The 13,244-nt window shown below is 39.9% G+C and carries 8 protein-coding genes; 6 read left to right on the plus strand and 2 right to left on the minus strand.

Annotated features, from left to right (window positions below):
• Window positions 1-232 precede the first annotated feature (232 nt).
• The 5 genes from BUC01_RS00970 to BUC01_RS00990 all read left to right on the plus strand — a co-directional run bounded on the left by BUC01_RS00970 (window position 233) and on the right by BUC01_RS00990 (window position 3,877).
• Window positions 233-1,198 (plus strand): IS1595-like element ISBun2 family transposase, encoded by a 966-nt coding sequence (locus tag BUC01_RS00970; protein ID WP_005825559.1) that lies wholly within the window; start codon window positions 233-235, stop codon window positions 1,196-1,198.
• Between the two features lie 357 nt (window positions 1,199-1,555).
• Entirely contained in the window at window positions 1,556-2,368 is an 813-nt protein-coding gene (locus BUC01_RS00975) for a uracil-DNA glycosylase family protein (protein WP_025830506.1), read from the plus strand.
• 7 nt (window positions 2,369-2,375) lie between these two features.
• The gene (locus BUC01_RS00980) at window positions 2,376-2,648 is read left to right on the plus strand and encodes a hypothetical protein (protein WP_005825562.1); all 273 of its coding nucleotides are present in this window, start codon (window positions 2,376-2,378) and stop codon (window positions 2,646-2,648) included.
• Between the two features lie 20 nt (window positions 2,649-2,668).
• A complete protein-coding gene (locus tag BUC01_RS00985; protein ID WP_025830505.1) occupies window positions 2,669-3,451 on the plus strand; it encodes a hypothetical protein in 783 nt (260 codons plus the stop codon).
• A gap of 183 nt (window positions 3,452-3,634) precedes the next feature.
• Window positions 3,635-3,877: a hypothetical protein gene (locus tag BUC01_RS00990; RefSeq protein ID WP_025830504.1), complete on the plus strand. Its 243-nt coding sequence runs from the start codon at window positions 3,635-3,637 to the stop codon at window positions 3,875-3,877.
• A gap of 138 nt (window positions 3,878-4,015) precedes the next feature.
• Here BUC01_RS00990 and BUC01_RS00995 read toward each other — a convergent pair whose 3' ends face one another.
• The gene (locus BUC01_RS00995; protein ID WP_083595418.1) at window positions 4,016-7,918 is read right to left on the minus strand and encodes a hybrid sensor histidine kinase/response regulator transcription factor; all 3,903 of its coding nucleotides are present in this window, start codon (window positions 7,916-7,918) and stop codon (window positions 4,016-4,018) included.
• An 87-nt stretch (window positions 7,919-8,005) separates the two neighbouring features.
• Entirely contained in the window at window positions 8,006-10,357 is a 2,352-nt protein-coding gene (locus BUC01_RS01000) for a PAS domain-containing sensor histidine kinase (RefSeq protein ID WP_073312442.1), read from the minus strand.
• Window positions 10,358-10,457: 100 nt separating this feature from the next.
• Here BUC01_RS01000 and BUC01_RS01005 point away from each other — a divergent pair, with 100 nt between their 5' ends.
• Entirely contained in the window at window positions 10,458-13,232 is a 2,775-nt protein-coding gene (locus BUC01_RS01005; protein WP_073312443.1) for an outer membrane beta-barrel protein, read from the plus strand.
• Window positions 13,233-13,244: the final 12 nt, after the last annotated feature.

Below are 13,244 nucleotides of genomic sequence, written 5' to 3' on the forward strand. Positions count from 1 at the left end.
CCATGAAATACTTGAAATATTGGAACATCTTAATGCCCTGTAATATACAGGAGATATGTAACAAGAACCCGACTCAGCCAAGTCGGGTTTATTTTTTATGTAACATTTTATCTTTAAATATGTATATGATAATTATACTCAATTGTTTTATTTAAGTATCTAATTTTTAATCACTTATGTTTTATATATTAGGATTTTTTATTATATTTATATAATAAAAATAACATGTCAATTGGAAACAGAAATAATCAATATTGTAGAAATAATAAAGAAGAATAAACAAATGCGAGAAGTAAAGTCATTTATTGATTTGATGAAATCCTTTTATGATGAAAAATCATGCAGAGAATTTCTTGAAGATATTAAATGGCGTGGAGAACCGATTTGCCCACACTGTAATTGTCAAACGAAAGAGCATTATAAGTTAAAGTCTAATGGAGAATTTAAAGGACTATATAAATGTAAACGATGTAAGAAAAGATTTACGGTTACTATTGGTACAATGTTTGAAGGTAGTCATGTATCATTAAAGAAGTGGTTCTATGCATTGTATATATTCTTAGCCCATAAGAAAGGAATAAGTAGCATACAATTATCTAAGGATATAGATGTAACACAGAAAACAGCTTGGTTTATGTTGGAACGAATAAGACATAATTTGAAAGACAAGCTTGTAGTTCAATTTAATGATATGACACAAGTTGATGAAACCTATGTCGGTGGTAAGAATAAAGGTAGAGTAAAGAATGCACAAGGAAGAAGCCTTAAAGTTAAGACTCCCGTAGTAGGTCTGTTATCTAATGGAATGGCATATACAGCCGTTGTTCCAAATACCGGTGGAAAGGTTTTGAAAACGATAATCAATACTTTAGTCAAGGAAGGTTCTACCGTTATAACAGATGGATGGAAAGGTTATACTGGAATATCGAAAAATTATATTCATAAAGTAGTTGAACATAGTACTGGTGAATATGTAAAAGATGGATTCCATACCAATAGTATTGAGGGATTTTGGTCACACTTGAAACGTGGAATATTAGGAATATATCATAAAGTAAGTCCAAAGCATTTGGATAAATACTGTGATGAATTTGCATTTAGATATAATACGAGAGGACTAACAGATGTTGAAAGATTTACTTATTTTACGATGTCAGCATATAAAAGATTAAAGTATCAAAGTTTGATTTCCCCATAAGAATAGGTAAATTTGAATTGAAAATAGAAAAAGAGCAGTTCGCGAAGTAGCATTTTTGCTAAATAGTTCCTATATTTGCATTGTCCCAAGTGGACAGACATAGTTTAGGAAGCGTTTAGCTTATTCCTTGTCAATGAATCTGGACAATTCACCTGCACTGAGGAATATGAAAGAATGCTCCCTTTGGTTTGCATATATAGCACTGATGTGTTGATATACAGCCAAAGGCGTGAGCTGTTTTCATTTTTCGGTGCAGAGGTAGTCCAGAACCCATTGACGGAATTTGATAACAGTCTTGCGCCTTCCCTATTTTAGAAAATGCTTTCTTTGAGACTGGGGAGCGCAAAGTGATTGTGTATGAGAACAGTCTTCTGCAATGATTGTCATTTGTCGGATGATATTCCAAAGTTAGTTGCTGATGAATTGTTAGGTATTCAGCAATTAGATATGTTAAAGGCTCGTTATAAGCAAATGAGAAAGTGCTATGACTTCTCGTATGCAGAATGGCAAAAAGAGTTTTCCGATGATTTGAAGCCTTTTAATGGATATACAGATACTACATCTGTTTGTATTCCCATTTTGAATCCATTGTTTAGAAAAGATTTTGCGGATAAAGGTGCAATAGGTTTAGATTTGCCGACTTGGTTTAATGTTCAAGTCGATAATGTCCGAATTATGCTTATTGCGCAAGACCCGTTACGTGATGCGAAATGGTATGAAGAATGCCATGATGCGATAGTGTCAAGTCCATTTGGGATGCATGATGCAACCCATAGAAAAAGTGGAAGTGGTGGCAAAATGGCTGACTTGTTGATTAATGGTTTGATTAAGAAAGGGTTTGCAATATATCTGACTGATGCGAATAAGTATTTTGTACATGATAGAGAAATGTCTAAAACCTATTCAGAAAGTAAGTTAAAGGTATATACTGATATATTGCAAAAAGAATTAGACTTGGTGAGACCAAATCTTTGTGTTTGTTTAGGCAAGAAAGCGAAAGAGGTTTTAGATAAATGTGTGGTAAATGCCAAATCAATAGTGTTGCCACATTTGTCGGGAACTGCACGAGGAGCGATAGTCAAAAGGTTTCCAATATTAGAAGACATTAAAGCAACAGCCGAAAATGTTGCAAATGTATATGTAGATGAAATTGTTGAATCATTAAAATAGTAGAATTATGGGTTGTATAACATTCGTATTGTTAGTATTGAATATCATTGCATTAGTTGCAATAGATATTATGTTTTGGGCTGAAAGTGCAGCTTCGGGACTTGCTGGAGTATTTGGTATTATAGCATTCTTTATAGGATATGCTTTGAGTGTGGAAGTAACGATTGCTCCAAGAGATTTTTGGGTAAATTCTGCATTTGGTATCTTTATAAAGAAACTTGGTGTAGCCAATATGACAGCTTTTGCAGTGTGGTTTATTGGAAATTTGATAATTGGGTAAAAACATTAAAATGAGAAGATATGAGCAATAATGAAAATTCAGTTTTAGAGTATTTGAAAGCAAACAATGAAGTATTGTTTGATAAAATCGTGAATGCTTTGCGTAAAGGAAAGCAAGTTAATTTTACGGATATTAATCAAAGTGATATTATCATTTTGAGTCCACAGAAAGCATTTGAATATGCAGGAGAAGAAGGCGATAAGTATTTTAAAGTTTGGATGGTAGGGAGTACTATTGCTTGGTGTACTTGGGCTAATTCAATGGTTGATAGTGATTTCCGTTGGAATGCTAAGGCGAGAAATGAAAACAAAAGAGATAATAAGGACATTTTGGGTAATGAACCTTATGTTTCTGCTTATTTGAAGTCTAATTCTGCCATTGAACAATGTTCAGTAGTTTATATGTTCCCGTTTGAAGCCTTTTCCAAAAAGAAGGTAGAAGTTGTGAAGAAGGTGGAAGAAAAAGAAAGTAAAACAGAAAAGGTCGTTAAAAAGACGACAAGTGAATCAGAAGATAAAAAGATTGAAAAGATTATTGATGAACTTTCAGATTTAACGAAAGATATTTCAGAAAAATTTGCACCTAGTCCTACAATGCCCGGATTAGGTATGATTACAAGGGCTATGGATAAACAAGAACTTCTTGGAGAACGTGCTGAATTTGATACTAAATTAATGCGTTTGAAATGTTTGGATGAGCATAATAAGATGATACCGTATTTCGAGAAGAAAGCTCAAGAATGGGATGAAAAGAAAGCTGGAGTGTTTGAAAAGATAGCGAAAGTGTTAAAAAATAATAAGTAGTATAATAATAAAAGCCAACCGCTTTATAATTAAGTGGTTGGCTTTTGTTTTTTTCGGAAAACATTCATTGATATAAATGTTTTCCGAAAGCATTTTAAAATTAGAACTTTTTTTGTATTTTTGTATTTGAAAATCGTGCTTTAATGACCCGCAAAGTTAAAAAGCACCTAAAATACGATAAATATGGATGAAAAGTTTCAAAAATTTAAAAGCTATATTAGTAGTTTTTTTAATAATGGTGATTGTGCAATATCACAGTGTATATCAGTTGTCAAGCTTCTTGATGAATGTGTAATAAAAGGCGATTGTGGTCACGGGTATGGACATAAAGAAGTTCGTAGATGTATATTAGAATTATACAATGAAAAGAAGTTTAATTGTTATACTACCGAAGATGATACATTAGTATTAGTACTTCCTATGTAATTTATTTGAATATGTATTTTGCAAAAGATTTTAAAATAAAAGCCGCACATAAGTTTGAATTTGGGTGCGGCTTTTATTTTTGTGTGATTGGTGTATTAAAGTATATAATTGGGTATTTTTTTTATTCAGTAGCGTTGCTTATTCTCTTTTTGCCAGATACTCTTTGGGAGACACACCATAAAATTCCTTGAAAATACGACTAAAGTATTTCGGATTGTCAATTCCCACCTTAAAAGCAACATCCGTCACCGAGTACTCTCCCGAAAGGAGAAGCGCAGCCGCCTGCTTGAGCCGGAAAATACGGATAAATTCAGTGGGAGACTTACCGGTCAGTTGGGTAATCTTATTATATAGCAACGTACGGCTCATGGCGAGTTCACTGCACATCATCTGAATATTTAATTCCGGATTATCTATATTAGTCTCTATCAGCTTCAGAAGCTTTTCCATAAATTCATTGTCCGCCTTGTTCGACAATTCCACGGCATTGTTATTTTTCAGTTCTTCCAGACATTGCCTTTGGGCGGCTTGCCGCAATTCAAAGATATTGGCTATCTTGCTTCGCAATACTTCTTTGTCGAAGGGCTTGGCAATATAGTCGATAGCTCCCAGACGCATACCTTCCAATATGCTTTTCTTATCCGTAACTCCCGTAAGCAGCAGGAATGGAATATGAGAAGTCTTTATATTACCTTTCACCTTCTGGCAGAACTCAAACCCCGTCATTCCCGGCATCAACACATCCGAAATAATAAGTTGAGGTGAAAAAGCATCTATGCCGTCCAAAGCTTCAACGGCATTATTGAAGGTCTTTACATGATAGACATCACTCAGCGACATCTCAATGTAGCGGGACATTTCGGGATCGTCTTCCACCACCATAACGCGATTTACGTGAGGATCGCTGACAGAGACGTCATGGCCGAGTGGAACATTCTCACTATTTTCCGAATGATTCACTGCATTCTCGTACGTCAAAGGAAAGGAAAGGAAGAATTCCGTACCTTCATCCACTTTGCTTCGGAAGGAAATTTTCCCCTGATGCAGTTTAACAAGCGCTCCTACCAACTTCAATCCAATACCACTGCCTATTTCACCGGAATTTATTGCATTATCCGCTCTGAAGATATGTTTGAAGATATGCCTCTGTTCGCGGGCGGAGATTCCGATACCGGTATCCTTGATACGCAAATACCACTTATGCTCGTCTACCGATGCTTCGATACTAATCTTTCCTCCATAAGGAGTATATTTGATTGCATTGGATAGAAGATTATCCAATATACGCGTTATCTTCTCCTTGTCGAACCAGATTTCCTGCCGGGTAGAATCTTCCAGTTTATTTTCTATATGAATATACTTGTTTCCTGCTACTAATTTAAAGGAATCCAGTCGATGACGCAGGAAAACCTCAAGCATTTGTTTGGAAACGACCAATCGGCTTGCATTCAGTGATACACGCTGAAAGTCCAGTAGTTTCTCCACATAATGCGCCAGCTTGGATGAATTATTCAGGGCCATTTGCAACAACTGAGAGCCTTGTCCCGAAGGCGGAATCTCATTCTCCAAGTCCTTCAATGGAGCCTGTATCAGGTTGAGCGGTGTCAACAGATCATGAGCCGTGGTGACAAAGAAATCTATTTTGACTTCTGTATTCCTCTTCTCCTGCTTCTGTTTGATCATCCTGTAAATATAGAAAAGAAACAGGGAAAACAAAGCCAGATAGACTAGTCGCGCCCAAATTGTATTCCACCACGGTTCAGCCACTGTTACATAAATTATTCGCTCTTTCTGATCCACTCCATCTATCACCGATTTTACATGGAAGACGTAACTGCCCGGTGCCACCTTAGAATACGTAGCCACATGGGTCGAAGCCGGAACCGACCACGAAATATCATGCCCTTCCAGATAATAAGAATACTGTGTCTTTTGCGGTGTCTGATAATTAGGCGTAACAAAATGGAAAGAGAAAAAATTCCTGTTGTAAGGCAGTTCTATCTGGTCTGTCTTATAAATCGGTTCACGCAGCAAATTTGATGCATCCGTACAATATACCGGTTCGTTGAACACATCAAACTGATAAACAATCGTCTCATAATCTGTAGGAAGTTTCGTCTTTCTTATCTCATCCGGTTTGAACAGAATAGCCCCGTCGGTACTTCCCAACAGTATATCTCCGTTACGGCAAACCCAACAAGCCGACTTATTGAACTGATTGGATGGCAAACCATCCTGTTTGTCGAACACTTCGACGCCCCCCGTAGCAGGAGACAACTTATTCAGACCATTTTCCGTGGCAATCCACAAATGACCTTCCGCATCGGGAGCTATCCCATAAATATAGTTAGATGAAAGATGGTCGTCCACTGTGTACTGGCGTATGGAATCGTTTTCCATATCATAATAATACAGTCCATAGTTTCTTGTTCCCACCCAATAGGCTCCATCCCTGATCCGATAGATAGTTGTTACTTCTTTGGTGATAGCCGTTGATTTTATCTCACTTGTTTCTTTGTTGAGAATAAAAAGTCCGCTATACAATCCCATCACCAGCAACCGGTCCGACTGTCTTTCAAACTGGTTCACCTTACTTATATTATACTTACTTACCAGCCCGGTCTTTATATTCAGTGAAGTGATATCTCCCATAATTCCTCCAAACCACAGCAGATCACCATCCGGATAAATGGAGTAAATATAATTGGTGGAGATAATAGGATTCCGGTCCTCAACGTGATATCTTTTCACATCTCCCCTTTTCCAGTCGATGCAGGCAACACCGAAAGAGTATCCTCCCGCCCATATACGTCCTTGCGAATCTTCGGCAATGGTGAGTATCGCGTTTCCTTTTTCACCGGAAATATTCCTGTTAAAGTAATGTGTCCAGGTATGCGTGTGCACTGAGAGCATACTGACACCACTATTCGTTCCAAACCAGAAATTGCCTGAAGAATCTTCCAGCACCGCATTCACCACATCATTTCCAATGCTTTGCGAATCACCTGTCCGATGCTGGAAATAGTCAAAGTTCAATTTGTAAGAGTCTTGAAAAGAGATTCCTCCATGATAAGTTGCCACCCACAGATTGAACTGGTTGTCGACAAAAAGCCCCCGCACATTATTCGTAAAAATGGAGGTGGAAGAAGCTTCATTGTAGGCATACTGTTTATCTATTGTCAGATTAGCCTTATCTATGACAAAGACACCTTCTAAATCCACTCCTACGGCAATTTTATCCGGTGTATAGGAAACAATGGAGCGTATGGGCTTCGTAATTGGCAGAGGCAATCTCTGTAAGTCCTCCATTTCTAAGGAACGGCTATACAGCCCTGCATCCAGTGTACCGATCAGTATTCTGCGATTTTCCATATCCACATAGGTCGATAATACATTTTTCCCTTCCAGACAGCGGAAGCGTACTTCCATAGGGCCGGTCTTGGGGAAGATGCTTATATAAAGCCCGTCACGGGTAGAAATATAATATCGGTCATCATTCTTGTTCACCTGATTTACAGACAGCTCTTCGGTTCCGGGGAGCAAGGAAGCCATTCTATCCTGTAAGTTCAACTTCAAAACGCCTTTGGAAGTTGACAGTAAAACTGTTTCAGGGGAATCGAACATAACATCATTCAGAATAATAGAATGATTATTGAAGAAGTCGCGCACAGCATATATCAGTTCAAACTCATCCTTCCGTTCATCATATTGAAAAAGAAGCCCCGCTTCACTAAATACCCAAAGTGTACTATCCGGTGAACAACGCAGGTAATTTACCCCTATTCGGTTATACCCCTGGTCGGGAAATAGATTCAAAGGATAATGCCTGAAATTTTTTCCATCAAACCGGTCTACCCCCAGTTTGGTGGAAATCCACATAAAACCATGCTTATCTTGCTGGACAGAGAAACACCTTCTATTACTCAGACCATCATCCTCTGCTATCCGGTGAAAAAAATCAGAAGAAAAGACAGAGGTAATGCAGGATAGGAGTAGAATAAGTAGAATGAATCGTTGCGTTCTGATTTTGTATGTTCTCATATTTAAAGATTAATGCCGCAAATATACAATACCCTGAGAGCGATATCAAATGTTTCGGCTATTATTTTAAAGAACCCGTCAGAAGTCCTATACCTTATCCGCCAAAGATAGAACAACCGTAAAACGGCTTCCTTTTCCTACTTCAGACCATACCTCTATATGTCCGCAAAGCTTCTCAATAATGACTTTACAGATAGAAAGCCCAAGCCCGCTTCCTTGTTCAAACTCGTCAGTCTTATAAAAACGGTCAAAGATCATCATGAGTTCTTTCTCATCAATTCCCTTCCCCGTATCCTGTACATACACACTAACCTTCCGATCTTTTTTATCCACTTTGCATCCTAATGTAATAGAACCACTCTGGGTAAACTTATCCGCATTGCACAGGAAATTGGAAATAACCTGGATAAAACGCATACGATCTATATTGACAGGCAAAGAGAGGTTGTCATCCAAAGCCAGATGGAACTGCAACGCGGGCTTGATTAATGCCTGGTAAGCCATATAAATCTCTTTCACAACCGTTGTCATATCCCATTCTTTTATTTCAAAATCCATGCTGCCGGAATCCAGACGTGATATTTCCACCACATCATTGACCAGTTTCAGAAGTAATTCATTGTTACGGTTAATGATCTCAAGCATAGCTTTCTTCTCATCCGGTTCAATCTCATCAGCCCCCTCGCCAATCAGCAAATTAGTGAAACCGACGATGGCATTCAGCGGAGTACGGATTTCATGGCTCATATTATTCAGGAAAGATTGTTTCAACTCAGCATTTTCAGCCATCTGCTTAGCCTGAATGAGTTGTTCTTCACGCTCTACCTGTATCTGAATATCCTGCATAATGCCCGCCAGCATTATCCTTCCTTCCGCATCTTTCAGACTGCGGCACCGAAGTTCATACCAGCGATAATCCTCTTCACCGAAAGAGAAACGTACACGCCTAACCTGCATATCTGTAGATTGATGCAGTGTTTCGTACAATGAATTCAATAGAAATACATCATCGGGATACGCATATTTCAGGAAATCAGTCCGCACAAATATCCTCTGCTCCATTCCTACCAAACGCGTATAGTTCTCATCAAATTCAATATTATCCCCCTGTATATTCCAAAGCGAAATGCGTCCTCCATCCATAGAAAGTGTCAGCCGCTTATGAGTCTCCTCAAGCATCTCCATATTCTTACGTTCCACACGCGAACGCCGACGCATACGCAGCAAGCTGATCAATACCAGAATAAAAGCAAGGATAAACAATCCGGTCAGGAAATAAAGTTCCTTCCGATAACGGTCATAGAAGGAATAATTGATAATACGGACATCTTCAGGTACATTTTTCACGTCAAAGTCCGTATAGGATGAGAAATAAGTCCAATCCAGTACATACTCCTTTTCCATATCCCTGATTTTCGGCATACCAATTTTCTCTTTATTCATCAGACGAACAGAAAAATCAGCCGCAGTACGCGCAGAAATCTCATCAGTAGCCATGTAGCCGCCCACAATCCTGGCACCCTCCCCAAAACCCTGGCGGATGCAGCTGAAAGAAGGAATATTTAAGGCTTTAGTTATCGGAAGCGACATCTGGTCGAACTTATCCAACAGAAAAACCTCTTTCCCCTGTCCGTTTTTTGATTTCTCCATGTCGACAAGCAAAGAAGTCCCTTTGGTATAACGGAAAGGGCAAAGACTAATGGTTAACTCATCCTTTTCAACATGGTGGTTTGCTCTGGCAGGCATCAGATTATAATGCTCAATCATTTCCTGCAATTTTCTGTATTCAGATTCCACGGAGAAAGCAGCTTCGCAGCCTAAAAGCCGCATTTCCTTTCTATCAGCAAACCGGGTTAACAAATCAAATGATTTATATCCGAGAGGAGTCAGATCAATATTATAAATAAGATCTATCCCCACATGTGGTTGCAAGGCCCTTATGAAATCAATGTTACGTTTAAAGTCCGGTGCATCACGCAACACATAGACCTTTCTGCGCTCATATTCTTTTATAAGCTTCTCATCGGGAAAGTGTACGTTACAGGCCACTACAGGAGTGGAAGAAAGTAGCCGATGACGGGTAGAAAACAGGACAGACGCAGCTTGATCGCCCACAGCGAGGATCAGTGCCATCGGTTTGTCTTTAATCACCTCAAGATACATCTCCATATTCTTTATCCCATCTTCCGGTGTGACCGTATTAAAATCCAGATAAAACTTTTCAAATATCGGTTCTATTCCCTGTTTCCTGAATTCCTGTACCAAAAGTTCTTCAAAGTTTCCATAACAATCATGCTGGGAAGAGGAAGAATAGATAAGAGAAATCAGTTTTTCCATCCGATGGTTAATAGTATACCACCGTTTAAAATTGACTCCGCACAAGAAAGCACACAGCAAAAGAATGAAGGCTAAAGCATATTTTAGTTTGTCGTTTTTCATTGCATCACTTATATTGAGCAAAAGTAGCATAATATCTATAAAAAAAGAAGATTTTATGACGAAAACTCTCTAATTTTGTAACTGCCATAAAAAGACTGACATGAAGGTGCACAAAATCTGGTTACTATTGCTATTCTTGCTGATTCCGACTATTCTATTCGCCCAAAAAACAAGGACAGTCAAAGGGCAGGTGTGCACTGTATCAGAGACTAAGAAAGGAGAAGAACCTCTGCCCTATGCAAGTCTTGTTATTCTGGAAGGCAAGGACTCCACCTTTGTAAAAGGAGTTGCAAGCGGTGCAGACGGTCATTTCAATCTCCAGTTCACCCCTCAGAAAGGAACACAATATTTACTGAAAGCCTCTTATACAGGAATGCAATCTGTCTTCCGCAAACTGGACAGCAACGCTTCAACAATCAATCTGGGCAGCATCTTACTGGAAGAAGGTATCGAATTGGGCGAAGTGACAGTAAACGCCCGGATGCGCGATGTAGATCAGGTGGGAGATACCACCGTCATCAATGCGGCAGCTTACAAAACACCGGAAGGCTCGTATCTGGAGACACTTATCAAACGTATTCCCGGAATGGAATACGACAGCGAAACCAAAACACTGAAATACAACGGACTACCCATTAATGAAATCAATGTAAACGGTGAAGCTTTCTTCTCAGGTGACAACAAGATGGCACTGGAAAACCTTCCCGTGGAGTTAATCAGCAAGATAAAAGTGTACGATAAGAAAAGCAAGCTGGAAAAGCTGACGGGTGTCAGCACTGGGAAAGAGAACTATGTGCTTGACCTGCAAACTAAAGAAGAATTCAACGGTACCCTCCTTGCATCGGGAAAAGCCGGATACGGCAATAACCACAAAAAGGATTTCAACCTGCAAGGCAACTACTTTAAAAATAACGGAAATAATTTCTCTGTTATCGCCAATTCCGGTAACCTTCATATGCGGACCAGCTACAAAGATAATATACAGGAGAACGTCGCCGTAAATTTCACCCAAAAGTACAATAAGAAACTAACCCTCAACGGGAATGTATCCTATCACCACAACGAGCAGGGCAATATTTCGACATCCTACAACGAACAATATCTGACAAGTGGCAATAAGTACCAGTATTCTGTCGGCAACAATACGAACCGTAGCCGCAATATGAATTCATTATTGGGCTTAAACTGGCAGATCGACACCCTGACCTTCGTCAATTTCTTCGGTAATTTCAGCCTTGTCCGGAATAATAATGCCAATAATAACCGCCAGGCCACGTTCAATAAAAATCCCCATCTGGATATACTCGATCCTTTCAGTCATATCAACGATGTACCCGATGAGCTGAAAATCAATGATATCGCCATGGGGTCGCTAATGCAAGGAGAACAACACCGGTATTCCTTCCATGGAAGCATCATGCACCGGATCAATAAAAAAGGAAGCTCTATCGGTCTGACTGCACAATACAATGATAGCAAGAATGACAACAATAACTTCTCTATCTCATCAACCACGTATTATCAGTTGAAGAACAGTGCAGGAAACGACTCTATACTCTATCGTAACCAATACTCGTCGAGCCTGTCCCCCAACCGTCAACAAGGCATCGGGCTGATGTTCAGCCACCCTTTTTCCAAGAAACTGCACGCACAGATTTCATATAACCTCAACTACAGTAAGCAGAAAAATGACCGCAATACCTACGACCTGTCCGGCTTTATGGAAGAAACGGCAGTACAACCCGGATATCTGCCCGAAGGATATGAAGCGAGCTACATCGACAGCCTGAGCAACCGGAGCCATAGCAGTACCCTGCAACACGGCATCAACCTGCACTTTAATTATTCCGACACCATTTGGAACATCAATGCCGGAGTATCCGTGCAACCTGAGCGACGCAGCCTGAACCAGAAAACAGGCCTGCATAGAGCTGATACCACCCTCCATTCAGTCGGCTTCCAGCCTATGCTTTTCATCTCATGGCAGAAAAAGAAAAACAGGATAACCTTGAATTATTATGGAAATACCTGGCAACCATCATTATATGATCTGATTTCACCAACCAACAACAGTGATCCGCTCAACATCACGCGAAGCAATCCTAACTTGAAGCCTACTTATAATCAGTCTGTCCGATTGGAAGCACAAAATATGAAGGAAGGACTCTTTGCCACGCTGAACTGGAACAACAGAATCAATAGTCAGACCCGTGCAGTGATCTACAACCAGCAAACCGGTGGACGTGAAACTTATCCGGTGAATATTAACGGCAACTGGAACATAAGCGGCGTCTTCCGGTATCAGAAGCGCATCAAAAACTTTAATCTGAGTGCAAATGCCGGAGGCTCCTTTGCACAGGATGTCAACCTCATCAACGAAAACCAGAGTGAACAACCCGAACGCAGTGCCACGCATAACACCGGCCTCAACAGTGACCTGCGCCTATCCTACCAACCTAAATGGGGTAATCTGGACCTAAACGGAAGGTGGAACTTCCAGCATTCTTCCAACTCGCTGTTAGAAACAAATACATATACCCGCAATTATACCTTCGGGCTAAATACCTTTGCCGACATCCCGGGAAACATACAACTGAGAACGGACGCCAATTACTCTTTCCGAAACGGCACGAACATCAACAAGGGAGACGACGACCAACTCGTCTGGAATGCAAGCGTCACATGGCGCTTCCTGAAAAAGAAACAGGCCGAATTGTCAGCCAACTGGGTGGATATACTCAGCCAGCAGAAGAATTACTACCGCGGCACAATGGCAGACGGATTGTATGAACGCCACACTCAGCAGATAGGCAGCTATTTCGTTATCTCAATGAAGTACCGTTTTAATCAGCCACTAGGCAAACGCAAACACTAACAGCGCTCATCC

The organism is Bacteroides stercorirosoris (assembly GCF_900142015.1).
In the GTDB taxonomy this organism is placed as follows: domain Bacteria; phylum Bacteroidota; class Bacteroidia; order Bacteroidales; family Bacteroidaceae; genus Bacteroides; species Bacteroides stercorirosoris.